The sequence below is a fragment of the Streptomyces sp. NPDC005784 genome, assembly GCF_042871525.1.
In the GTDB taxonomy this organism is placed as follows: Bacteria; Actinomycetota; Actinomycetes; order Streptomycetales; family Streptomycetaceae; genus Streptomyces.
This window is the reverse complement of sequence record NZ_JBIAIQ010000001.1, coordinates 522730-545557: the sequence shown is the minus strand read 5'-3', so window position 1 is coordinate 545557 and position 22828 is coordinate 522730. Positions and strand designations below refer to the sequence as shown.

Sequence of the window (22828 nt, the reverse complement as noted above, 5' to 3'; positions counted from 1 at the left end):
TCTCCGGAAGAAACAGTCCCAGGGGGGAACCACGCATGATGCGCACCGGCCGTCATGTCACCATGCTCACCGAAGGCACCTATCCACATGTCCACGGCGGGGTCAGCACCTGGTGCGACCAACTGGTCAAGGGCATGCCGGAGGTCGACTTCCACATCGTCTCGCTCACCGGCAGCGGCCGCGAACCCGTGACCTGGGAGCTGCCGCCCAACGTCTACCGGCACACCCGTGTACCGACCTGGGGGCCACGGCCCGGCCGCGCGCGGCCACCACTGGGCCGCGCCCTGCGCCGTTTCTCCGAGATCTACGAACGCTTCCTGCTCTCCTTCCTCGACCCGGACTCGCCCGAGGACTTCGGCGACGCCCTGTACGAACTGGCCGGGCTCGCCCGCGACGGACGCCTCTCGGCCGCCCTGCGTGGCGAGTCGGCGCTGCGCTCGCTGATGTGGATCTGGACGATGCCGCATCTGCCGACGGCCGCCGCGCGGCCCACCGTGCACGACGCGCTCACGGCGACCGACCTGCTGGAGCACGCGCTGCGCCCGCTCGGCGTCCGGATCCCCGAGGATTCCGTCGCCCACGCGGTCAGCAGCGGCCTCGCCACCCTGCCCGCCCTCGTCGCGCACCACCTGGACGGGGTCCCGTTCCTGCTCACCGAGCACGGCATCTATCTGCGCGAGCGCTACCTCGGCTACCGCGCCGCCGAACAGCGTTGGCCCGTCAAGGCGTTCATGCTCGGCTTCTACCGCGAACTGAACTCCCTGGGCTACCGCGCCGCCGACCTCATCACCCCCTGCAACCAGTACAACCGCCGCTGGGAGGAGCGCGGCGGCGCCGACGGCGACCGGATCCGCACGGTCTACAACGGCGTCGACCCGCACGCCTTCCCGCACGCCGGCCCCGAACCCGCCGTGCCCACCCTCACCTGGTGCGGCCGGGTCGACCCCATCAAGGACCTGGAGACACTCCTTCGCGCGTACGCCATGGTGCGCGCCGAACTGCCCGAGACCCGGCTGCGGTTGTTCGGTCCCGTGCCGCCCGGCGGAGAGGCGTACCGGACCCGCCTGGAGAAACTCGCCGCCGAACTGGGTGTCACCGACGGGCTGACCTTCGAGGGCCGTATCACCGAGGTGTGGTGCGCCTACGCGGCCGGCCATGTCGTCATGCTGTCCTCCATCTCCGAGGGCTTCCCGTTCTCGATCATCGAGGCGATGTCCTGCGGCCGTACGACGGTCTCCACCGATGTGGGCGGGGTCCGTGAGGCGGTCGGCGACACCGGCATCGTCGTTCCGCCGCGCGAGCCGGAGAAGATGGCCGCCGCCGCCCTCACCCTGCTGCGCGACGACGAACGGCGCCTGGACCTCGGAGAGTTGTCCCGCCAGCGGGTCATCGACCGGTTCACGCTGCGCCGCTCGGTCGACGCCTTCAGGACGGTCTACCAGGAACTGGCGGGCCGGCCCGAGGTGTACGAGCCCGCCGTGGAGACGGTCGCCGACTGGACCCTCGAACTGCGCGACCCCTGGTACCAGGCCGTCGCCACGGACGGGACCGGCTGGTGAGCGGCTCCCTGCGTACGCAGCCCGAGGCCCGCGAGGCCACCCTTCCGCTGGTGCCGGGCCAGCGTCGCCCGACGAGCTGGGCGCGGCCCGACCCGATCGACGAACTCGCCGAGAATCTGGGGGAGTCCGTGTCCGCCGCCGTGCACCCCGACGAGGTGGCCGCGCTCCTCGAGTCCGACGGTCTGTCGGACGACCAGATCCGCGAACGGTACGGCGTCACCAACTCCTTCGCCCTGGCGGAGGAGTTGTTCGGGCGGGTCGACCGGGCCCATCCCGAACCGGCGGGCCCGCCCCACGACCCCTGGCGGATCGGTCTCCTCGGCTGCCTCCTGCGCGGCATCGTCTTCGCCCTCCCCGGCCTCGGCTACGTCCTCGCCGCCCCGCTTCTCGCGGGGCCCGAGGGCGCGTTGGGACTTCCGGCCGGCACCGTTCCGATGCTCACCGGGGCGCTGTGCGGCTGGACCTGGAACCAGGGGCTCGCGCACCGCGCGTACACCTGGATGGGACTCGGCGACCACGCGGCCGCCCGTCGCGCGCTGCTCGTCGGGACCCCGGTCGGTGTCCTGCTCGGCTCCCTGGTGGCCTTCGCGGCGGCGGGATCGGCCGGCCGGGGCGCCGTCGCCTTCGCCGCCGGGCAGTCGGGCTATCTGGGCGCGGCCACCGTTCTGCTGGTGATGGGCAGGGAACGCACACTGCTCGCCGCCCTGGCGCCCATGACGGCGGGCGCGATCGTGACCGTGTTCCACCCGGTCCCGGATCTGGCGCGAGTGGCCCTGCTGCTCGGCTCGCTGGCGGCGGTCGCCCTGCTCGGGCTGTTCGAAGTGGCGCCCGCCGTGCGGGAGTTGGGGGAGGGAAGCTGGGGTGCCGGGCTTCTCGCGCTGCTGCCGTACGGGAAGCTGCGGGGCGGCACCGAGCCGTCCGGGCGGGCCGGTGAGCCGCGGGCGGCCTCCGCGGGCCGGCCGGCCGCCGAGAAGCCCGGGACCGCCCCGGCTGGCCTCGGCCCGGTCGCCGCGCGGCTGCGTGCCCGCCGGTCCGCCCCGAGCCGGCACGCCGGAACCCTGCCGTACGCCCTCTTCGGGCTCGGCAGCGGGGTCCTCGTGCTGTACGCGGCGCTCGGAGACGTCCTGACCGGAGCCCGTACGGCCGTCGCCGCACCGGCCGCGGTCGCGCTGACGCTCAGCATGGGCCCCGCCGAGTGGCTGCTGTTCCGGTTCCGCAGCGGGAGCCTCGCCGGGCTGCGTTCCAGCACCTCGGCGAGGAGTTTCCGGCGGGCCACCGCCGGCGCGCTCGTCCGCTGCCTGGCCGGCTACCTCGCCGCGCTGCTCGTGCTCGGCCTCGCCACCTCCGCGCTGTGGCCGCACGCACCCGCGGCGGCGGACGGGATCCGGCTCGGCGCACTGCTCCTGCTGGGTGTGGTCATGTGGACCGGGCTGCTGCTCCAGTCCTTCGGCGCCGTCACCGGCACGGCCACTGTCGTCTGTGCCGCCGCGCTCGCCCAGACCGCGGCCCTGGCGACGCACACCGGCGACGCGCACTGGGTGGGCCTGATCGTGTACGGCGCGGCGGCGGGCGCCCAGACCGTGCTCGTCTGCGCCCGGCTGGGAAAGGTGACGGCCCACCGGTGAACCCGCTGAACCCGCCGGACACCGGCGCGCACGGCTCGCCCGCCGCCCCCGCCGCGACCCGTGCGCCCAACACCGCCCGTATGCCCGGCACCTCGAATGCCCTTCTCGTCCCGTACTACGAACACCCCGTCGTCCGCCCGGCGGAATGGGACGCGCTCGTCGCGGCCGCGCCCCGGCTGTACGGCGTGGTGCTGAATCCCGCCAGTGGACCCGGCGACCGCCCCGACCCGGCGTTCGCGGTGGTCGCCGGACGACTGCGCGCGGCGGACGTCCGGGTGCTCGGGTACGTCGACACGGACTACGGCCGCCGACCGCTCGCGGACGTCCTGCGCGAACTGACCCGGCACCGCGACTGGTACGGCACCGACGGCACTTTCCTCGACCAAGTGGCCGCCGCGGAAAGCGAGTTCGGCTACTATCGGCGGCTGGCGACGGCCGTCCGTGGACTCGGCCCCGGCACCCTCGTCCTCAACCACGGCACGGCACCGCACCCTTCGTACGCCCGTATCGCCGACGTCCTCGTCACCTTCGAGGGCACCTGGGCCGGCTACCGGAGGAGGCCCCCGCCGCCGTGGACGGGTGCCGGGGCGAGCCTCTGTCACCTCGTCCACGGGGTACCGGCCGGCGTCGACGTGGCGGCGTCGGCACGGGAGCGGGGGGCCGCCCTGTACTGCGCGGTCCCCGGCGTGGGGGACCATCCCTGGGGCACGTTGCCGCACGCCCTGGAGCCCGCCCCGTGAGCCCCGCGGTGGTGGTCAGCCCAGCGAGAGAACCACGAGCGCGGTCGTCGCCGCCGTCTCCGCGAGACCCCCGAACACATCGCCGGTGATCCCGCCGAAGCGCCGCGTGCAGTGCCGCAGCAGCAGTTCGGCGGCCAGACACGAGGCGCCCACCGCCGCCGCGGCGCGCACGATGTCGTACGTCCCGACGAGCGCTCCCGCCCCCGCCGCCGCACCGGCCACGGCCGCCGCCACCAGCAGCGCGCCGCGCGGCGGCACGGTGCCCGCGACCGCCGCCCCCAGACCCTCGGGCCGGGCCGCGGGCACCCCGGTGCGGGCGGCGAGCGTGAGGGCGAGGCGGGCCACCGTCGCCGAGACGACGGCCGCCAGGACGCCCCGGCCCCATGAGACCTCGTACGCCTGGGCGAGTGCGGCCACCTGGGCGAGGAGGACGAACAGGAGAGTGATCACGCCGAACGGGCCGATGTCCGACTGCTTCATGATCCGCAGCGCGTCCTCGGCGGGCTTGCCGCTGCCCAGCCCGTCCGCGGTGTCGGCGAGGCCGTCGAGGTGCAGGCCCCGGGTCAGCGCGGCCGGAACGGCGGCGGTGGCCACGGCCGCGAGCAGCGGTCCGGCTCCCATGGCCAGCAGGGCCACACCCACCAGAGCCGCGCCCGCCCCGACCACCAGACCGGCCAGCGGGGCGCACAGCATGCCGCCGCGCGCCGCGTGGCGGTCCCAGCGGGTCACCTTCACGGGGAGCACGGTGAGGGTGCCGAAGGCGAAGCGGAGGCTGTCGGCGAGGGAGGCCCCGGAGGCGGTCTTGGACATCGGCGCAGGGTACCCGGACGCCCGGAGGGCGGAAACAGCGGCGGTGGATAAAGTTCACATATGGGTCATTGGTTCTATCGGAACGTCGTCGAGCCCGGGAAGCTCCCGGTGTTGCTGGCGCTGGCCTCGTTCGTCGTGACCTTCGTGGTCACCCGCGTGATCGTGCGGCTCATCCGCGTCGGCAAAGGGCCCTTCGGCAACGTCAAGTCCGGTGATCTGCACATCCACCACGTGGTGCCCGGCGTCGTGCTCACGGTGATCGGCGGCTTCGGCGCGGTGGCCAGCAGCCGGTACGGCTTCGGGGCGTGCGCCAGCGCTGTGCTGTTCGGCATGGGAACAGGCCTGGTGCTCGACGAGTTCGCGCTGATCCTGCATCTCGACGACGTCTACTGGACCGAGGCCGGGCGCAAGAGCGTCGAGGTCGTCGTGGTCACCGCGGCCCTCGTCGGCCTGATGCTCAGCGGCTTCTCGCCGTTCGGCGTCAACGACGTCAGTGACCAGGAGGCGCAGGACCGCGCCGGCGCGATCGTGACCATCGCCCTGAACTTCCTCTTCGCGCTGCTCTGCCTCAGCAAGGGCAAGGTACGCACGGCCATCTTCGGGGTGATCGTTCCCTTCATCGCCTTCATCGGCACGATCCGGCTGGCCAAGCCCGCTTCGCCGTGGGCCAAGCGCTTCTACCGGCACCGGCCGCGCGCCCGTGCCCGGTCCAGACTGCGCGCCTACCGGCACGACCGCCGCTGGGCGGGCCCCAGCCGCAGGGCTCAGGAGTGGATCGGCGGCAAACCCGACCCCGCGCCCGCCCGCTCCCTGCCCGAACGGCGGTGACGCGCCGCGGAGAGACAGCACATCACCAGCACCGCGGCGATGGCCGCCAGATGCTCCCTGCCCGCCAGGTTCTCCTTGACGAGCACCTCGGCCACCATGGCCCCGATCACCACGCCCGCCGTCCCATACGCCCGGTAGCGCCAGCCCAGGAACACGGCGAGGCCCACCACGGCCGCCGACGGACCGGTGTCGACGATCAGCGCGTCCGCCCCGGGCAGCCCCAGCGGACGGTGCGGGCCGAGCGCGATGCCGAAGCGCGCGTACAGCGTCCCGGCCAGTGTGGCGACGTACGCGATGACGAGCGTGCGCCACCAGCCCAGACAGATCTCGGCGATCCCGAAGACGACCAGGATCTGCACGAGGGCGCCCCACACGGGCAGATCGAGCGCCGGTACGAACAAGGAGAGCGGGGTGCGCAGCAGAGCGAGCCACAGCGGGTCCTCGGCCCGGACGGCGCCGGTGTCCTGCACCAGCTGATAGCCCCAGGACTGGTTCTGGACGAACTGGAGGACGGCCGTCAGGCACACCGCTCCGAGGGTCATCGGGACCGCCCGCCACCCCCTCGCCGTCAGGGCCCGGCGCACGGTGGCGTACAGCAGCCCCCACTCGGCGCGGGCCCAGCGGGCGAGTGTGCTCATCCGGTCGTCCCCACGGCTCTCCTCACGTCGGTCCCCGTCGGTCCCGTCCGTCTCATCTGTGCGACTCCAGGTGCTTGCGGTGCAGCCACTTCGGCAGGCCCGGCGCCTCCAGGAACCCCTCGGCGCGCGCGGACGCGACACCGATGCGCAGCAGGTCCGCGCTCTTCTCGAAGAGCAGGAACCGCGGCTCCCAGATGGGCCGGTACTTGGCGTTCGCCCGGTACAGCGACTCGATCTGCCACCAGCGCGAGAAGAAGCTGAGCAGCGAGCGCCACAGCCGCAGTACCGGACCCGCGCCGAGACGCGCGCCACGTTCGAAGACCGAACGGAACATGGCGAAGTTGAGTGAGACCTGGGTGATCTCGATCTCCTGGGCACGCCGCAGGAGTTCGATCACCATGAACTCCATCAGCCCGTTCTCCGCGTCGCGGTCACGCCGCATCAGGTCGAGCGAGAGCCCGCCGGGCCCCCATGGCACGAAGGACAGCACCGCCCTCAACTCGCCTTCGGCATCCGTGCATTCAAGCATCATGCAGCGCCCGTCCTCGGGGTCGCCGAGCCGGCCGAGCGCCATGCTGAAGCCGCGCTCGGTCGCGCCGTCGCGCCAGTCGTCGGCGCGCTCCAGCAGGTACGCCATCTCGGCGGCCGGGATGTCCTCGTGCCGTCGGATGCGCACCCGGTACCCCGCCCGCCTGACCCGGTTGTAGGCCTGCCGGACGGTACGCATGGCCCGTCCTTCGAGGGTGAACTCGGCTGTCTCGACGAGGGCTTCGTCGCCCAGCTCCAGGGCGTCGAGTCCATGCCGGGAGTACACGGTGCCCGCCTCCTCGCTCGCGCCCATCACCGCCGGGATCCAGCCGTGCTCCCGGGCCTCGGCGAGCCAGGGCTCGATGGCGCCGGGCCAGGCCTCGGGATCGCCGATGGGGTCGCCGCTCGCCAGGGAGACCCCGCCCACCACGCGGTACGCCACCGCCGCCTTGCCGGTGGGCGACCAGACCACGCTCTTCTCCCGGCGCAGCGAGAAATAGCCCAGGGAGTCCCGGTCGCCGTTGCGGTCGAGCATCGCGCGCAGCCGTTTCTCGTCGTCCTCGGTGAGCGGGTCGACGGCGCGCCGGGAGCGGAAGGCCGCGTACAGGACGGCGAGCACCAGCAGGGTGCTGAGCACGTTGATGGTGACGTTGACCCAGTTCGGCGTCGCGATCCCCGGGTAGTGGGAGTCGTCGGCGGCGACCGAGACGAGCCGCAGGGTGCCGTAGCGCCAGCGGTCCAGGAAGGTCGAACGGTGCGCGTCGTGCGCGTCGTTGGTGACGGTGACCAGCAGCGCGGCGAGCAGCGAGGTGACCAGCAGCCCGCCGACCGCGACGGCCGCGGCGAGCTTCGGGTTCGACCGGTCGCCCTTCGCGTAGAACTCCCGGCGGCCCAGGACCAGGGAGCCGACGAAGGCCGCGGTCAGCACGAGCGAGACCCAGTTCTGGGCGTACTGGCGGATCTCCGGGAACGCCATCGCGACGCCGAAGAGCAGCAGGAACAGCCCGCTGAGCACGGAGTTGAGGATCCACGCGGCCCGCTTGCGCCGCCGCATCGTGATGGCCAGGAACATCGTGAACACACCGGACGCGAAGCCGGCGGTCAGCAGATAGGGCGTGAAGTAGTTCTCGGTGTTGTGCCGTCGTACGTCCTGTCCGAGCGACACCCAGGCGGCGCTCAGAAAGTTGATGAACGTGACCGCGCGCAGGTACCACACGGCGAAGGCGGCGGACCGCCGGGAGGAAGCCGTGGACCGCCGGTCCCCGTCACTCCGGCGGGCCGACGCCCGTTCCTGGTCAGCGGCAATTCGGGCATCTCCCATAAAGCGCGATGATATGGGGCGCGGTGGCCGCTGCGGGGGAGGGGCGGTACGGGTGATGCCCCGCCGGGCGGCGGGTCCTCGTCCTCGTCATGTCGGCCTGTCCCGGCCGGGGTGTCGGATCTCGGGCCACCGCCCAGGAGCGGTCGGTCGGGCGTCCCGGCCGGGGTGCGCGTTCGGGGCTGAGGCGGTCGGCCCTGGTCGGTGAGTTTCCCGGCCGGGGTCCGGTGGGCCCGTGTTATGCGGAGGCGCGCCTTCGGCGCAAGCCGAACGGCTCCCGCCGCCGAATCGCTCCCGTCCGTCCCGTCCGTCCCGTCCGGCCCGTCCGTCCCGTCCGTCCCGTCCGGCCCGTCCCGTCCGGCCCGTCCCGTCCGTCCCGGCCCGTCCCGGCCAGGTCCAGGCCCGTCCAGGCCCGTCCCCGTCCAGGTCCGGCCCGTCCAGGCCAGGTCCAGGCCCGTCCCCGTCCAGGTCCGGCCCGTCCAGGCCAGGCCAGGTCCAGGTCCAGGTCCGGCCTGTCCAGGTCCAGGTCCGGTCCGTCCGGGTCCGTCCAGGCTGGGCCGGGTCCGGCCGGGTCCGGCCCGTCCAGGCCAGGTTCAGGTCCGGCCCGTCCAGGTCCAGGTCCGTCGAGGTCCGGCCGTCCGGTCCGGCCGTCCGGCCCGGACATCGGGGCCGGACATCGGGCCCGGGTGCTTGCTCGGAAGCGGGCGGTTACCCGTTCCGCCCGGGGGGCGTGGAGTCGGTGTCGGGTCCGGTGTCGGTGTCGGTGTCGGACGTGGCGCCGGGCTCGGAGTCCGGCTTGGGATTCGCTTCCGGTTCCGCCTCCGGGGAGGGGGCCTCCGGCAGGTCCGCGGCGAGGCTCGCCGCGGCCTGGACCAGGGGCAGGGCGAGCAGAGCCCCCGCTCCCTCGCCCACCGTCACGCCGTGGTCGAGCAGCGGTTCGAGGGCCATCCGGTCCAGCGCCTTCGCCTGCGCCGGCTCCCCGCTGCGCTGCCCGGCCAGCCACCAGTCCGGCGCGCGGAAGGCGACCCGCTGTCCGACCAGCGCGCACGCGGCCGACACGACCCCGTCGAGGATCACCGGCATCTTCCGTACCGCGCTCTGCAGCAGGAACCCGGTCATCGCCGCCAGGTCGGCCCCGCCCACCGTCGCGAGGAGCTGAAGCTGGTCCCCGAGCACAGGCCGGGCCCGCCGCAGGGAGTCGCGCACCGCCGCGCACTTGCGCATCCACGCGAGGTCGTCGATGGCCTGCCCGCCCCGCCCGGTGACGACGGACGCGTCGGTCCCGCACAGCGCCGCGACCAGTACGGCCGCCGCCGTGGTCCCGCCCACGCTGATGTCGCCGAGCACCACCAGATCCGTACCGGAGTCCGCCTCCTCGTCCGCGATGGCGACCCCGGCCCGGAACGCGGCCTCCGCCTCCTCCAGGGTCATCGCGTCCTCGACGTCGATCCGGCCCGAACCGCGCCGGATCCGGTGCCGCACGACCTCGTCGGGGAGCCCCTCGGGATCGGCCTCCAGCGCCATGTCGATCACGCGCACCGGCACGCCGAGCCGGCGGGCCAGCACCGACGCGGGGCTCGCGCCCTCCAGGACCGCCCGCACCAGCCGGCCGGCACTGCCCGCGGGGCGCGCCGAAACGCCGAGGGCGGCGATCCCGTGGTCGCCCGCGAACAGCACGACCCGCGGGTGCTCGATCGGCCGCACCGGCACCGCGGACTGCGCCGCAGCCAGCCACTCACCCAGGTCGTCGAGGCGGCCCAGCGCCCCGGGCGGCACGATCCGGCGCTCCCGGTACGCCTCGGCGTCACGGCGTACGCCTCCGTCGGGACGCTCGATCAGATCGGTGAAGTCATCGAGATTAAGCGAGCTCATTCGCCGAACAGTACCGGCAGCGATCGAACGCGACCGCGCCACGTCGTTGCACTCCGGATCCCCTTCGCATACGTACCGTTTGTGTCGGATTGTCGTACGGCTCATCCCCGACAGGAGCGCCCATGCCCCCCACCCGGCAGCCGATCGCCGAACGCCGTGCCGCCTACGCGGCCGAACTCGCCCAGGGCACCGCCCGGTTCCACGAACCGCGCCGCGCCGACTGCCCCTGGTGCGGCTCGAAGCGCCTGCACACCCGGCTGCGTACGCCGGATCTGCGGCAGCGCAAGCCGGGGACGTTCGTCGTCGACGAGTGCGGGGACTGCGCCCACGCCTTCCAGAACCCCCGGCTCACCCCCGAGGGGCTGGCCTTCTACCACCGGGACCTCCGCGAGGACGCCCACGACAGCCTCGCCGAACGGCTGCTCGGTGCCCGCGGCGGAGCCGGACGCCACCTCGCGGCGGCCCGCGCCATGCTGCCCTTCCCGGAGCCGGAGAGCTGGCTCGACATCGGCACCGGGCACGGGCACTTCCCGGCGGCGGCCAAGGAGGTCCACCCGTACACGTCCTTCGACGGGCTCGACCCGACCCGGCGCGTCGAGAGGGCGCGGGCGGCGGGACGCGTGGAGGAGGCGCACGTCGGGCGGCTCACCGACCCGCGGATCGCGGAGCGGCTGCGCGCCCGCTACGACGTCGTGAGCATGTTCCACCATCTGGAGCACACGCCCGACCCGCGCGAGGAACTGCGCGCCGCGCTGGAGGTGTTGCGCCCCGGCGGACATCTCCTCGTCGAAGTCCCCGACCCCGACTGTGCGTTCGGCATGCTGCTCGGCAAGTGGTGGGTGGCGTACGGCCAGCCGCGCCATCTGCACCTCATGCCGCTGCCCAATCTGCTCGGCGAACTCGAGTCCCTCGGCTGTGTGGTCGTCGCGACCGACCGCCGGGAGCCGCACATCCCCCACGACCTCTCGGGCGCCCTCGCCCTGGCCATCGGAGGTGCCCTTCCCGGCCTCGACGCCCCCTGGCGTCCGGCACCGCCGACCCCATTCCAGCGCACCGCGCGCCTGGCCCTGACCCGGGCGTCCGCCCCGCTCCTCGCCTCGGCCGCCGTGCTGGACCGCCTGATGGCCCCCCTGCTCCGCCGCACCCGCTTCTCGAACGCGTACCGCATCGTCGCCCGCAGGGAGGTCTGAGCCCGCCGCCCGCAGCGAAGCGGGAACGGGAGGCGGGAGCAAGTCGGGACGGACACCCGGATCCACCCGGCGGACAGGGGGTCCGGAGCAGTCGAAGGACGCGCGTCCGACAGCGGAGAGCGGTCGGGGTCAGCCCCTCAGCTTCAGGGCCTGTCCCGCCACCACCAGCAGTACGTGCTCGCACTCCCCGGCGAACGCCGCGTTCAGCCGCCCGAGTTCGTCGCGGTAGCGGCGTCCGGAGGCCGTGGCGGGGACGATGCCCGAGCCGACCTCGTTGGAGACGGCGACGATCGTGCGGCGGGTGTTCCGGACCGCGGCGACCAGCTCCTCCACGCGGGCGCGCAGGGCGCGTTCGCCGCCGCCGGACCACTCGGCGTCGTCCCAGGCGTTCACCGAGTCCATGGCGTCCGTCAGCCACAGCGAGAGACAGTCGACGAGCAGGGGCGGGCCGTCCTCGGCGAGGAGGGGGACCAGGTCGCAGGTCTCGACGGTGTGCCAGGAGCCGGGCCGCCGCTCACGGTGGGCGCTGACCCGCTGGGCCCATTCGGAGTCCCCGTTGCGCGCACCTCCCGTGGCGACGTACACGACGTCGGGGAAGGCCTCCAACCGTCGTTCCGCCTCCACCGACTTGCCCGAACGCGCTCCGCCGAGCACCAGCGTCCTGCGCGGCACATCGGGCACGTCCTCGTAGACGCCCACGTCGAGCGTCGTCCCGTCGGGCACGGCCCGCGCGCCCGCCGCGCCGAGCCGCCGCCGCAGTTCGGGCCCCGGGGGCACGTCGTGGTCGAGGTGCACCGCGATCACGTCCGTCGTCGGGTCGACCGCGCCGACCGCGCGCAGCTTCGCCAGGGCGTCAGGGCGTCCCACCACGTCGAGGAGCACCATGTGACAGACGTCCCCCTTGTCGTCCAGACCGGCCGGCGCCGCGCCCGGCGGCAGGTACAGCAGCCGCCGCCCGTCCGGGCCGGTCACCGCGTACCCCGTGCCGGGCGCGTCCATCGCCACCGCCCGCACCCGGTGTCCCGTCAGCAGCGCCAACTCCCGTCCGTCGGGCACCCGGCCGGGCTGCGGCAGCCCGGCCGGCACCTCCACGGCGGGCCCGTCGTGCGGATGCGAGAGCAGTACCTGCCGTACGCCGCTCAGCGAGTGTCCGGCGCGGGCGGCCGCGAACGCGGCGCCGGGGGTGAGGTCGAGCAGCAGTGTGCCGTCCACGAGCAGCGCGGTGGCCGCCCGCGCCCTCTCGCCGAGCGCGGTCGCGCAGGCAGCGCAGGGACAGTCGGGGCGGGGCAGGCCCGCGGGGGCTCCGGTGCCGAGCAGAGTCAGTTCCACGTCGCCGATTTTTCCGTGTCCCCGCACGTCTTGCGCGTCCGGCTAGGCTTCCGTCGGGAGACGGATCTTGTCCGGCTTCCGCTGTGCAGTGTGCTCACACCTTGGAGGCGTACATGGCGGCATGGACGTGGCGGTTCGAGAAGTCCGACGGGACAGAGGTCCAACCCGCGGTGCAGCCCGAGGAGTTCACCACCCAGGGCGACGCCGAGTCCTGGATCGGTGAGGTGTGGAAGGACCTTCTGGCGGGCGGTGCGGACCAGGTGTTCCTCTTCGAGGACAGCACGAAGATCTACGGTCCGATGAGCCTGCACGCCGAACCGGAGTAGGCCGGTAGGGGTTGCCGGGGCCACACCCCGGCAACCCGTCTCCGCCCACGGCGGCACGGGAAACCTCGACGGCCTCCGGGTTGTCCGGTTCCGCTCGGGGGGCGAAATCCGTTCTCGCCCCGAAGGGGTTGTCGCAGCCCCGCCCTGAGGGGTGAGGGGTCAGCCCCGCCCCGAGGGGGTCAGCCCCGTACGCCGCACAGATGCAGCAGCGCCGCCACCTGGCGGTACGGATCCGTCCGCCCGGCCCGCTCCTCCGCGGCCAGCAGCGTCTCCGCGTCCGGCGGAACCGGCGCACCGTCGGCCGCCGTGTCCGTGAAGACGCGCACCCCGTACCAGGTGTGCAGCGGAGCCCCGATCCCGGCGAGCGTGCCGGTCAGCGTGGCGAGCCGGTCGGCACGGACGTCGAGACCGAGCCGATTCGTGTACGCGGTCGTGTCGAACGAGGCCAGCGTCGTCGCCCAGTCCCCGCCGATTCCGGGCCGCATGGCCAGCGCGTCCGCGTTGCGGACCAGCAGCGAGAGCAGCCCGCCCGGGGCCAGCATCCGTGCCAGCCCCGCCAGCAGCGCGTCCGGCTCCTCGACGTACATGAGGACGCCGTGGCACAGCACCACGTCGAAACTGCCCGGCAGGAAGTGCACGCCGGTCTCGCGCCCGTCGCCCTCGATGAAGCGCACCCGGCTCCGGATGCCCTCGGGCTCGGCGGCCAGCGCCTGCCGGGCCACGGACAGCATCGTCGCGTCCTGTTCGAGCCCGGTCACCTGGTGGCCGGCCCGCGCGAGCCGCAGGGCCTGTGTGCCCTGGCCCGTCCCGACGTCCAGCACCCGCAGGCGCTGCCCCACCGGATACCGCCCGGTTATCTGCTCATCGAGCTGCCGGGCCACCAGTTCCTGCCGTACGACATCCCGCAGCCCGCCCAGCTTGCTCAGCCAGGCATCCGCCGCGCCCCCGGAGAACGACGTAGTGCTCAGGGCCGCTCTCCGCGCTTGACCTGCGGCTTCGGAAGCCGGAGTCGACGCATCTGGAGAGTGCGCATCAGCGCGTAGCGGACCGTGCCCTTCGTGGGCTGGTCGGGGAAGCGCGTGGTGAGCTGCTTCCTCAGACGGATCGTGATGAGGATCGAGTCGACCACGATCATCACGATGATGACCAGCCAGAGCAGCAGCGCGATGTTCTTGAGCGAGGCGACCGGCACCACGCTCAGGACGAGGATGATCACGGCCATCGGCAGGAAGAACTCCGCGATGCAGAACCGCGAGTCCACGAAGTCGCGCGCGAACCGGCGCACCTTGCCCTTGTCGCGTGCGGGCAGGTAGCGCTCGTCGCCACTGGCCAGCGCCTGGCGCTGCCTCTCCATCTGGACACGGCGATCGTCACGCTGCCGCTTGGCCGCCTCCTTGCGCGTCGACGGCGTCTGGGCGACGCTGCGGCGCTGGGTCTGGGCCTCACTGCGCTTGGGCGTGGGGCGGCCCTTGGGGGCCTGAGGGTCACGGGTCATTTTGGAGTCGGTCACCGGCGCCTTGTCGGCGGGGGCCTTCTCTTCCTTCGCACGGCTTCGGAACACAAAACCCAAGGGTACGGGGTCCGCGGGCATGGACGTCGATCGAGTGGGGAACGATCCGGCAACACCGTGCGTCTGTAGTGGGACAGAGGGGATGGCACTTCCGGGTGGACCCCGGGTGCCACCTACTCCTTACGCCGGAGCGGTGGCGGGCGCAGTCGTCCTTGGGGATGAGCGCATCCGTCCCCGAACAGTGCGGTAATGGATGCAGGGCCCGTACTGTGGGTCCTGTTGCAGTACCTGGAGCTGGAGTCCGTCAGAAGGGGGCGCGCGAAGCCCATGAGCGGTGTCATGAAGCGTATGGGGATGATCTTCCGCGCGAAGGCGAACAAGGCCCTTGACCGGGCCGAGGACCCGCGCGAAACCCTCGATTACTCATACCAGAAGCAGCTGGAGCTGCTCCAGAAGGTCCGGCGCGGTGTCGCCGACGTGGCGACCAGCCGCAAGCGTCTCGAACTGCAGCTGAACCAGCTCCAGAACCAGTCCACCAAGCTGGAGGACCAGGGCCGCAAGGCCCTCGCGCTCGGCCGCGAGGACCTGGCCCGTGAGGCGCTGTCCCGGCGCGCCGCGCTCCAGCAGCAGGTCACCGACCTGGAGACGCAGCACCAGACCCTGCAGGGCGAGGAGGAGAAGCTCACCCTCGCGGCCCAGCGTCTTCAGGCCAAGGTCGACGCCTTCCGTACGAAGAAGGAGACGATCAAGGCGACGTACACGGCGGCCCAGGCACAGACCCGGATCGGAGAGGCCTTCTCCGGCATCTCCGAGGAGATGGGCGATGTGGGGCTTGCCATCCAGCGCGCCGAGGACAAGACCGCGCAGCTCCAGGCGCGGGCCGGCGCGATCGACGAGCTGCTCGCCTCCGGGGCGCTCGACGACCAGTCCGGGCTCGCCAAGGACGACATCCAGAGCGAGCTGGACCGGATCTCCGGTGGTACGGATGTGGAGCTGGAGCTGCAGCGCATGAAGGCCGAGCTGGCCGGTGGCTCCTCGGCGCAGCAGCAGGCGATCGAGGGCGGCACGGGCCAGCCCAAGTCGTCGTCGCAGCCGCAGGACACTCCGCGCTTCGACAAGCAGTGACCTGAGCGGGCCCATGCCTGAGGAGGGCGACATGATCGTACGGATCATGGGGGAGGGGCAGGTGAGGCTGGACGACGGCCACCTCACCACCCTGAACAAGCTGGACAACGAGCTGCTCACCGAAATGGAGAGGGGCGACGAATCCGGCTTCCGTCGCACCCTGGGAGCCCTCCTGGACGCGGTGCGCCGCTCCGGGACCCCGCTTCCCGACGACTCGCTGGAGCCGTCGGAGCTCATCCTCCCGTCCCCGGACGCCACCCTCGAAGAGGTCCGCGAGATGCTGAGCGACGACGGCCTGATCCCCGGCTGACCCCTCCAGCATCCCGACCGCGCTTCCGCCACCGGCGGAGAGCGGCCCGCGGCACGTCCGCCGGCCACCCGAGCCGACACCGGGAAGCCCCCGCCCCGCGGGCAGCACACCCGGCCCCGGCTCTGGCGGGCGACACCGCACGGCTCGTGCTGAGCCCGGCCGGCGGCACACCCGGCGCCCTGGTCCGGCGGGCGCACCGAACTGTCCGCGCCCGGTCCGGGGCGACACCGCACCGCCCCTCGCGAGCCCGGCGGGTGGCGCGCCCGCTTCCAGGGTCCGGTGAGTCCGGTCCGCCCGTGCCGAGTCCGGCGAGCCCACGCCCTCCGTCCCGAGTCCGCGAGCGGCACGCTCGAACTCCGCAGCCCGGCGGGCGGCACCCCGGTGCCGAGTCCGGAAGCCGCGCGGCCCGCCTCCCGGGCGGGTGGGGAGCGGCGTCGTACAGGCCGGTCCCAAGCCCGGCAGGGCCCCGTACCGTGGACCGGGTGAGCACCCTGGAGCGTATGAGGGACTGGCTGCGGGCCCACCCCCTCGCCCTGGACGCCGCCCTCGCAGCAGGCGTCCTCGTCAGCATGGTGGCCGGCTCCTTCGTCGACCCGCACGGGGCCGACGGTACGACCTGGGGCGCCCGCACCCCGGACGCCCTCAGCCTCGCCCTCATGGTCCTCGGCTCCGCGGCCCTGGTCTTCCGCCGCCGCTCCCCGATGAAGGTCCTCGCGGCGACCGTCGCCGTCTCCCTGGTGGAGCTGGTGACCGCCGACCCCCGGGCCCCGGTCGCGATGTCCGCCGTCGTCGCCCTCTACACCGTGGCCTCGACCACCGACCGCCCCACGACCTGGCGCGTCGGCCTGGCCACCATGACCGTCCTCACGGCGGTCGCGATGCTCGCCGGACCGCTGCCCTGGTACGCCCAGGAGAACCTCGGCGTCTTCGCGTGGACCGGCATGGCCGCCGCGGCGGGCGACGCCGTCCGCAGCCGCCGCGCCTTCGTGCACGCGATCAGGGAACGCGCCGAACGAGCCGAGCGCACCCGCGAGGAGGAGGCGCGCCGCCGGGTCGCCGAGGAGCGGCTGCGGATCGCCCGCGATCTGCACGACGTCGTCGCCCACCACATCGCGCTCGTCAACGTGCAGGCCGGAGTCGCCGCCCATGTGATGGACAAGCGCCCCGACCAGGCCAAGGAGGCGCTCGCGCACGTACGGGAGGCCAGCCGGTCCGCGCTGAACGAACTGCGCGCCACCGTGGGCCTGCTGCGCCAGTCCGGCGACCCCGAGGCGCCGACCGAGCCGGCCCCCGGACTGGCCCGGCTCGACGAGCTCGCCGACACCTTCCGCAACGCGGGACTCCCCGTCGAGGTGGCCCGCTCCGACCACGGCACGGCTCTGCCCGCGGCCGCCGACCTCGCCGCGTACCGGGTGATCCAGGAAGCCCTCACCAATGTGCGGAAGCACGCGGGCCAGGGAGCGAAGGCCGAGGTCAGCGTGGTCCGGGTCGGGCCCGTGGTGGAGGTGACCGTCCTCGACAACGGCCCCGGACCGGACACCGGCCTGGACAACGGCCCCGGAAGCGGCAACAACCCCGGAGAGGACGCCGCCCCGCAGGAGGGCGGCGGCCACGGGCTGCTCGGCATGCGGGAGCGGGTCACCGCCATCGGCGGGAGCTGCACGGCCGGTCCCCGCTACGGAGGCGGCTTCCGCGTCCATGCGATCCTTCCGGTCAAGAACCACGCGCCTGCCCTGGGGGACCCCGTATGACGATCCGTGTCGTGCTCGCCGACGACCAGGCGTTGCTGCGCAGCGCGTTTCGCGTGCTGGTCGACTCGGAGCCGGACATGGAGGTCGTGGGGGAGGCGTCCGACGGCGCCCAGGCCGTGGCGGTGACCCGGGACGAGCGGGCCGACGTGGTGCTGATGGACATCCGGATGCCCGGGACCGACGGCCTCACCGCCACCCGGCTGATCACCGCCGACCCGGGCCTCGCTCACGTACGGGTCGTGATGCTGACGACCTTCGAGGTCGACGAGTACGTCGTGCAGTCGCTGCGGGCCGGCGCGTCCGGGTTCCTCGGCAAGGGCGCCGAGCCCGAGGAACTGCTGAACGCCATCCGGATCGCCGCGGGCGGTGAGGCGCTGCTGTCCCCGGCGGCGACCAAGGGGCTGATCGCGAGGTTCCTCGCGCAGGGCGACGGCGCGGACGACGGGCGCGGCGCCGCCCGCTCCGAGCGGCTCGGCGCGCTCACCGGGCGCGAGCGCGAGGTGCTCGTCCAGGTCGCCGCGGGCCACTCCAACGACGAGATCGCCGAGCGCCTCGAAGTGAGTCCCCTCACGGTGAAGACACACGTCAACCGGGCCATGGCCAAGCTCGGCGCCCGTGACCGGGCACAACTGGTCGTCATCGCGTACGAGTCCGGCCTGGTACGCCCGAGGGTGGACTGAGCGTTACCTGCGCGTACTGCGCCTGGAGTAGGTTCCCGGTTAGGAAATGGACCCAGGGGCTACGGATCGTCGCCCGTTCATGGCCCAGGGTGTGACGTGGGGGGTTCCCCCGTACCCCGCTTTCCGCTCGAACCACAGAAGAGAGACCCACCACCCATGTCCTGGCTGTCCAGATTCAGCCTCGCGCAGCGGGCCCTCATAGGGCTGATGTCGATCATCGCGCTCGTCTTCGGGGCGATAGCGATCCCCCAGCTCAAGCAGCAGCTGCTGCCCACCATCGAACTGCCCGTGGTGTCCGTGCTCGCGCCGTACCAGGGTGCGTCTCCGGATGTGGTCGAGAAGCAGGTCGTCGAGCCCGTCGAGAACAGCCTCCAGGCCGTCGACGGCATCACCGGTGTCACCTCCACCGCGAGCGAGGGCAACGCCGTGATCATGGCGTCCTTCGACTACGGCAACGACACCAAGCAGCTCGTCGCCGATGTCCAGCAGGCCGTCAACCGGGCCCGCGCCCAGCTCCCGGACGGCGTCGACCCGCAGGTCATCGCCGGTTCGACGGACGACATCCCGACCGTCGTCCTCGCCGTCACCTCCGGCCAGGACCAGCAGGCCCTGGCCGACCGGCTCGACCGCACGGTCGTCCCCACCCTCGAGGGCATCGACGGCGTCGGCCGGGTCGATGTCGCCGGTGTGCGGGACCTCCAGGTCACCGTCACGCCCGATGACAAGAAGCTGGCGAAGGCCGGTCTCACCCCGGCCGCCCTCGGCCAGGCTCTCCAGGCGGGCGGGGCGACCGTTCCGGCCGGCTCCTTCGACGAGGGCGGCAGCAACCGCACCGTGCGGGTCGGCGGCGGCTTCACCTCGCTGAAGCAGATCCAGGACCTGATGGTCACGGGGCTGCCCGGCAAGAAGCCGGTGCGCCTCGGCAGTGTCGCCACGGTCCAGCAGGAGCAGGCCAAGGCCGACTCCATCACGCGCACCGACGGCCGCCCGAGCCTCGCCGTGACCGTCACGATGTCCCACGACGGCAGCGCGGTCGCCATCTCCGACGCGGTCAAGAAGAAGCTGCCCGGCCTGCGGGCCGACCTGGGCGCGGGGTCGGCGATCACCGTCGTCAGCGACCAGGGACCGGCGGTCTCCAAGTCCATCCACGGGCTGACCACCGAGGGCGCCCTCGGCCTGCTCTTCGCGGTCCTGGTCATCCTGCTCTTCCTCGCGTCGATCCGTTCGACGCTGGTCACCGCGGTGTCCATCCCGCTGTCCGTGGTGCTGGCCCTGGTCGTGCTGTGGACCCGTGACCTGTCGCTCAACATGCTGACGCTGGGCGCGCTCACCATCGCGATCGGCCGGGTCGTCGACGACTCGATCGTCGTCCTGGAGAACATCAAGCGGCACCTCGGATACGGCGAGGAGCGCGAGGAGGCGATCCTCACCGCGGTCCGCGAGGTGGCCGGCGCGGTCACCTCCTCGACGCTCACCACGGTCGCCGTCTTCCTCCCGATCGGTCTGACCGGCGGCATGGTCGGCGAACTGTTCGGCTCCTTCAGCCTGACGGTCACGGCGGCGCTCCTCGCGTCCCTGCTCGTCTCGCTGACGGTCGTCCCGGTTCTCTCGTACTGGTTCCTGCGCGCCCCCAAGGGCACCCCGGCGGACGCCGAGGAGGCCCGGCGCCAGGCCGAGGAGAAGGAGGAGCGCAGCCGTCTCCAGCGCTTCTACGTCCCCGTCCTGCGCTTCGCGACCCGTCGCCGGCTGACCAGCCTGCTCATCGCGGCCGCGATCCTCGTCGGCACGTTCGGCATGGCGCCCCTGCTGAAGACGAACTTCTTCGACCAGGGCGAGCAGGAAGTCCTCACCGTCAAGCAGGCGTTGAAGCCGGGCACCAGCCTGGCCGCGACCGACGCGCAGACGCGGAAGGTCGAGAAGGTCCTCGCCGGCGTCAAGGGCGTCAAGGACTACCAGGTCACCATCGGTTCGTCCGGCTTCCTGGCGGCCTTCGGCGGCGGTACGGACACCAACCAGGCGTCGTACCAGGTCATGCTGGAGGACTCCGCGTCCTCCAAGGACGTCCAGGCCCGTATCCAGAAGGGGCTCGGCGGGCTCTCCGGCGCCGGCACCCTCACGGTCTCGGCCGGCAACGGGTTCGGCAGCCAGGATCTCAAGGTCGTCGTGAAGGCGGCGGACGGGGACGTGCTGCGCAAGGCGGCCGGCCAGGTCCGCGACGAGGTCGCCAAGCTCGACGACGTCACCGACGTCACGAGCGACCTCTCCCAGAGCGTGCCGCGCATCTCGGTCACGGCCAACTCCAAGGCGGCGGCGGCCGGTTTCAACGAGGCCACGCTCGGCGCGGCCGTCACCCAGGCGGTCCGCGGCACGACCAGCGGCAAGGCGATCCTGGACAACACCGAGCGGGACGTCGTCATCAAGACGGCCGAGCCGGTCGGCACGCTCCAGGAGCTGCGCGGGCTGCGGCTCGGCGCGGTGAAGCTCGGTGACATCGCCGACGTGAAGCTGGTCGACGGGCCGGTCTCGATGACCCGCATCGACGGCCAGCGGGCCGCCACGATCACGGCCAAGCCGACCGGTGACAACACCGGCGCGGTCAGCGCGGATCTCACGGCGAAGCTCAAGACGCTGAAGCTGCCCGCCGGTGCCACGGCGGCGATCGGCGGTGTCTCCTCGGACCAGAGCGACGCGTTCAAGAACCTCGGCCTGGCGATGCTGGCGGCGATCGCGATCGTCTTCATGCTGCTGGTGGCGACGTTCCGTTCGCTGGTCCAGCCGCTGATCCTGCTGGTGTCGATCCCGTTCGCGGCGACCGGCGCGATCGGTCTGCTCGTCGTCACGGGTACCCCGATGGGCGTCCCCGCGATGATCGGCATGCTGATGCTCATCGGCATCGTGGTGACGAACGCGATCGTGCTGATCGACCTCATCAACCAGTACCGCGCGCAGGGTTACGGCGTGGTCGAGGCCGTGATCGAGGGTGGCCGGCACCGGCTCCGCCCGATCCTGATGACGGCGCTGGCGACGATCTTCGCGCTGCTGCCGATGGCGCTGGGCGTGACCGGCGAGGGCGGCTTCATCGCGCAGCCTCTCGCGGTGGTCGTGATCGGCGGTCTCATCACGTCGACGCTGCTGACGCTGCTGCTCGTTCCGACGCTCTACGCGATGCTCGAACTGCGCAAGGAGCGCCGGGCGAAGAAGCGGGCGGCGAAGCGGGATTCGGCGAAGAAGGAAGCCGAGTCCGGCGAGTCCGGCGAGAGCGCCGTCGGCGACGAGGACAAGTCCCCGGAGCCGGCCGGAGTCTGATCCGGTTCCAGTAACGGGCCCCCGCCCCGGCGTTCACGCGCCGGGGCGGGGGCCCGCCGCTTTTCGGCCACACCGGAGCCGCCGGGATCCCGGCCGCACCCGAGCCCTCCGGAATTGGTCCATACCAAAGCCTTGACGCGGCTTTGCTTGCGCCTTAAAACAACTGATGAACACCTCTCTTTCGGCCCCCCACCGGAACGTTCAGGGCGCACATCGGCGAAAGGTATGACATGGGCATGCAAAACAAATGGAGACGAGCGGCGTACGCCGCGGTCGGCACCCTTGTCCTCGGACTGCTGAGCGTGCTCCCGGCCTCGCCCGCCGCGGCCGCCACGGGGCAGATCAGCGGCCTCGCGGGCAAGTGCGTCGACGTGGCCGGCGCGGGCACCGCCAACGGCACGGCCGTCCAGCTCTACGACTGCAACGGCACCGCCGCACAGCAGTGGAACGTCGGTGCGGACGGCACGATCCGGGCGCTCGGCAAGTGTCTGGACGTCACCGGCAACTCGACCGCCTCCGGCGCCCAGCTCCAGCTGTGGGACTGCACCGGCGGCCCCAACCAGCAGTGGGTCGTCACCGCCGCCCGGGACATCGTGAACCCCCAGGCCGACAAGTGCGCCGACGTCACCGGGAACAACTCGGCCAACTCCACCCGGCTGCAGATCTGGACCTGCACCGGCGGCGCGAACCAGAAGTGGACGGCTCCGGCCACCGGTGGCGGCACCCCGAGCGGATTCGTCGTCTCCGAGGCCCAGTTCAACCAGATGTTCCCGAACCGGAACTCCTTCTACACGTACAGCGGCCTGACCGCCGCGCTCGGCGCCTACCCCGCCTTCACCACGACCGGCAGCGACACGGTCAGGAAGCAGGAGGCCGCGGCGTTCCTCGCGAACGTCAACCACGAGACCGGCGGACTCGTCTACGTGGTGGAGCAGAACACCGCCAACTACCCCACCTACTGCGACTGGAGCCAGTCCTACGGCTGCCCGGCCGGCCAGGCGGCGTACTACGGGCGCGGCCCGATCCAGCTCAGCTGGAACTTCAACTACAAGGCCGCGGGTGACGCGCTCGGCATCGACCTGCTCGGCAACCCCTGGCTCGTCCAGAACGACTCGGCCGTGGCCTGGAAGACCGGCCTCTGGTACTGGAACACCCAGTCGGGCCCCGGCACCATGACCCCCCACAACGCGATGGTCAACAGCGCCGGCTTCGGCCAGACCATCCGCAGCATCAACGGCTCGCTGGAGTGCGACGGCAGGAACCCCGCACAGGTGCAGAGCCGCGTGGACGCCTACCAGCGCTTCACATCGATCCTCGGCGTCACGCCGGGAGCCAACCTCTACTGCTGACGGCACTGCCGGCGGCTCGACGGCAAGGGGCGCC

At 72.5% G+C, this 22828-nt stretch carries 19 protein-coding genes; 12 read left to right on the top strand and 7 right to left on the bottom strand.

Annotation, left to right across the window (positions count from 1 at the left end; genetic code table 11):
- Window positions 1-35: 35 nt before the first annotated feature.
- The 3 genes from pelF (at window position 36) to ACFYR3_RS02375 (ending at window position 3924) form a co-directional block, all read left to right on the top strand.
- The gene (pelF, locus tag ACFYR3_RS02385; protein WP_389281114.1) at window positions 36-1559 is read left to right on the top strand and encodes a GT4 family glycosyltransferase PelF; all 1524 of its coding nucleotides are present in this window, start codon (window positions 36-38) and stop codon (window positions 1557-1559) included.
- Complete coding sequence (locus tag ACFYR3_RS02380) at window positions 1556-3184, top strand: hypothetical protein (RefSeq protein WP_389281112.1); 1629 nt, start codon at window positions 1556-1558, stop codon at window positions 3182-3184. The genes pelF and ACFYR3_RS02380 overlap by 4 nt, the downstream gene beginning before the upstream one ends.
- Window positions 3185-3264: 80 nt before the next feature.
- On the top strand, window positions 3265-3924 hold the full coding sequence (locus tag ACFYR3_RS02375) for a spherulation-specific family 4 protein (protein ID WP_389281226.1): 660 nt from the start codon (window positions 3265-3267) through the stop codon (window positions 3922-3924).
- A gap of 15 nt (window positions 3925-3939) precedes the next feature.
- Here ACFYR3_RS02375 and ACFYR3_RS02370 read toward each other — a convergent pair whose 3' ends face one another.
- The gene (locus ACFYR3_RS02370) at window positions 3940-4734 is read right to left on the bottom strand and encodes an adenosylcobinamide-GDP ribazoletransferase (RefSeq protein WP_389281110.1); all 795 of its coding nucleotides are present in this window, start codon (window positions 4732-4734) and stop codon (window positions 3940-3942) included.
- A 60-nt stretch (window positions 4735-4794) separates the two neighbouring features.
- Here ACFYR3_RS02370 and ACFYR3_RS02365 point away from each other — a divergent pair, with 60 nt between their 5' ends.
- Window positions 4795-5562: a hypothetical protein gene (locus ACFYR3_RS02365; RefSeq protein WP_389281108.1), complete on the top strand. Its 768-nt coding sequence runs from the start codon at window positions 4795-4797 to the stop codon at window positions 5560-5562.
- Here the strand turns inward: ACFYR3_RS02365 and ACFYR3_RS02360 are convergent.
- The 3 genes from ACFYR3_RS02360 to cobT all read right to left on the bottom strand — a co-directional run bounded on the left by ACFYR3_RS02360 (window position 5499) and on the right by cobT (window position 9918).
- Window positions 5499-6200: a hypothetical protein gene (locus ACFYR3_RS02360; RefSeq protein ID WP_389281106.1), complete on the bottom strand. Its 702-nt coding sequence runs from the start codon at window positions 6198-6200 to the stop codon at window positions 5499-5501. The two genes, ACFYR3_RS02365 and ACFYR3_RS02360, sit on opposite strands and share 64 nt — an antisense overlap.
- A gap of 52 nt (window positions 6201-6252) precedes the next feature.
- Window positions 6253-8049 (bottom strand): phosphatidylglycerol lysyltransferase domain-containing protein, encoded by a 1797-nt coding sequence (locus tag ACFYR3_RS02355; protein WP_389281104.1) that lies wholly within the window; start codon window positions 8047-8049, stop codon window positions 6253-6255.
- 705 nt (window positions 8050-8754) lie between these two features.
- Entirely contained in the window at window positions 8755-9918 is a 1164-nt protein-coding gene (gene cobT / locus ACFYR3_RS02350) for a nicotinate-nucleotide--dimethylbenzimidazole phosphoribosyltransferase (protein WP_389281102.1), read from the bottom strand.
- 122 nt (window positions 9919-10040) lie between these two features.
- Between cobT and ACFYR3_RS02345 the strand changes: the two genes are divergently transcribed.
- The gene (locus ACFYR3_RS02345) at window positions 10041-11108 is read left to right on the top strand and encodes a class I SAM-dependent methyltransferase (protein ID WP_355845423.1); all 1068 of its coding nucleotides are present in this window, start codon (window positions 10041-10043) and stop codon (window positions 11106-11108) included.
- A gap of 129 nt (window positions 11109-11237) precedes the next feature.
- Here the strand turns inward: ACFYR3_RS02345 and ACFYR3_RS02340 are convergent, their stop codons facing one another.
- The gene (locus tag ACFYR3_RS02340; protein WP_389281100.1) at window positions 11238-12437 is read right to left on the bottom strand and encodes a bifunctional adenosylcobinamide kinase/adenosylcobinamide-phosphate guanylyltransferase; all 1200 of its coding nucleotides are present in this window, start codon (window positions 12435-12437) and stop codon (window positions 11238-11240) included.
- 113 nt (window positions 12438-12550) lie between these two features.
- On the opposite strand from ACFYR3_RS02340, the gene ACFYR3_RS02335 reads away from it, so the two are divergent.
- Window positions 12551-12763, top strand: a complete 213-nt coding sequence (locus ACFYR3_RS02335) for a hypothetical protein (RefSeq protein ID WP_081216814.1) — start codon at window positions 12551-12553, stop codon at window positions 12761-12763.
- Between the two features lie 179 nt (window positions 12764-12942).
- Here the strand turns inward: ACFYR3_RS02335 and ACFYR3_RS02330 are convergent, their stop codons facing one another.
- Entirely contained in the window at window positions 12943-13644 is a 702-nt protein-coding gene (locus ACFYR3_RS02330; RefSeq protein WP_355845429.1) for a methyltransferase domain-containing protein, read from the bottom strand.
- An 83-nt stretch (window positions 13645-13727) separates the two neighbouring features.
- On the bottom strand, window positions 13728-14354 hold the full coding sequence (locus ACFYR3_RS02325; protein ID WP_355845432.1) for a DUF3043 domain-containing protein: 627 nt from the start codon (window positions 14352-14354) through the stop codon (window positions 13728-13730).
- A 246-nt stretch (window positions 14355-14600) separates the two neighbouring features.
- On the opposite strand from ACFYR3_RS02325, the gene ACFYR3_RS02320 reads away from it, so the two are divergent.
- From ACFYR3_RS02320 to ACFYR3_RS02295, 6 genes are all read left to right on the top strand, one after another.
- Window positions 14601-15398, top strand: a complete 798-nt coding sequence (locus ACFYR3_RS02320) for a PspA/IM30 family protein (protein ID WP_355845459.1) — start codon at window positions 14601-14603, stop codon at window positions 15396-15398.
- A 31-nt stretch (window positions 15399-15429) separates the two neighbouring features.
- The gene (locus ACFYR3_RS02315) at window positions 15430-15708 is read left to right on the top strand and encodes a hypothetical protein (RefSeq protein WP_355845435.1); all 279 of its coding nucleotides are present in this window, start codon (window positions 15430-15432) and stop codon (window positions 15706-15708) included.
- Between the two features lie 482 nt (window positions 15709-16190).
- Complete coding sequence (locus ACFYR3_RS02310; RefSeq protein WP_355845438.1) at window positions 16191-17459, top strand: histidine kinase; 1269 nt, start codon at window positions 16191-16193, stop codon at window positions 17457-17459.
- Window positions 17456-18139: a response regulator transcription factor gene (locus tag ACFYR3_RS02305; protein WP_355845441.1), complete on the top strand. Its 684-nt coding sequence runs from the start codon at window positions 17456-17458 to the stop codon at window positions 18137-18139. The genes ACFYR3_RS02310 and ACFYR3_RS02305 overlap by 4 nt, the downstream gene beginning before the upstream one ends.
- Window positions 18140-18295: 156 nt before the next feature.
- Window positions 18296-21445 carry an efflux RND transporter permease subunit gene (locus ACFYR3_RS02300; protein WP_356783630.1) on the top strand — a complete coding sequence of 1050 codons (3150 nt, stop codon included), beginning with the start codon at window positions 18296-18298 and terminating at the stop codon, window positions 21443-21445.
- A gap of 236 nt (window positions 21446-21681) precedes the next feature.
- Window positions 21682-22794 carry a glycoside hydrolase family 19 protein gene (locus ACFYR3_RS02295; protein WP_389281096.1) on the top strand — a complete coding sequence of 371 codons (1113 nt, stop codon included), beginning with the start codon at window positions 21682-21684 and terminating at the stop codon, window positions 22792-22794.
- Window positions 22795-22828 lie beyond the last annotated feature (34 nt).

Excerpts from the sequence above, each read along its gene's own strand:
- pelF (WP_389281114.1), top strand. The coding sequence starts at position 36 with ATGATGCGCACCGGCCGTCATGTCACCATGCTCACCGAAGGCACCTAT.
- ACFYR3_RS02375 (WP_389281226.1), top strand. The coding sequence starts at position 3,265 with ATGCCCGGCACCTCGAATGCCCTTCTCGTCCCGTACTACGAACACCCC.
- ACFYR3_RS02370 (WP_389281110.1), bottom strand. The coding sequence starts at position 4,734 with ATGTCCAAGACCGCCTCCGGGGCCTCCCTCGCCGACAGCCTCCGCTTC.
- ACFYR3_RS02365 (WP_389281108.1), top strand. The coding sequence starts at position 4,795 with ATGGGTCATTGGTTCTATCGGAACGTCGTCGAGCCCGGGAAGCTCCCG.
- ACFYR3_RS02360 (WP_389281106.1), bottom strand. The coding sequence starts at position 6,200 with ATGAGCACACTCGCCCGCTGGGCCCGCGCCGAGTGGGGGCTGCTGTAC.
- ACFYR3_RS02355 (WP_389281104.1), bottom strand. The coding sequence starts at position 8,049 with ATGGGAGATGCCCGAATTGCCGCTGACCAGGAACGGGCGTCGGCCCGC.
- cobT (WP_389281102.1), bottom strand. The coding sequence starts at position 9,918 with ATGAGCTCGCTTAATCTCGATGACTTCACCGATCTGATCGAGCGTCCC.
- ACFYR3_RS02345 (WP_355845423.1), top strand. The coding sequence starts at position 10,041 with ATGCCCCCCACCCGGCAGCCGATCGCCGAACGCCGTGCCGCCTACGCG.
- ACFYR3_RS02335 (WP_081216814.1), top strand. The coding sequence starts at position 12,551 with ATGGCGGCATGGACGTGGCGGTTCGAGAAGTCCGACGGGACAGAGGTC.
- ACFYR3_RS02325 (WP_355845432.1), bottom strand. The coding sequence starts at position 14,354 with ATGCCCGCGGACCCCGTACCCTTGGGTTTTGTGTTCCGAAGCCGTGCG.
- ACFYR3_RS02320 (WP_355845459.1), top strand. The coding sequence starts at position 14,601 with ATGAGCGGTGTCATGAAGCGTATGGGGATGATCTTCCGCGCGAAGGCG.
- ACFYR3_RS02315 (WP_355845435.1), top strand. The coding sequence starts at position 15,430 with ATGATCGTACGGATCATGGGGGAGGGGCAGGTGAGGCTGGACGACGGC.
- ACFYR3_RS02305 (WP_355845441.1), top strand. The coding sequence starts at position 17,456 with ATGACGATCCGTGTCGTGCTCGCCGACGACCAGGCGTTGCTGCGCAGC.
- ACFYR3_RS02300 (WP_356783630.1), top strand. The coding sequence starts at position 18,296 with ATGTCCTGGCTGTCCAGATTCAGCCTCGCGCAGCGGGCCCTCATAGGG.
- ACFYR3_RS02295 (WP_389281096.1), top strand. The coding sequence starts at position 21,682 with ATGCAAAACAAATGGAGACGAGCGGCGTACGCCGCGGTCGGCACCCTT.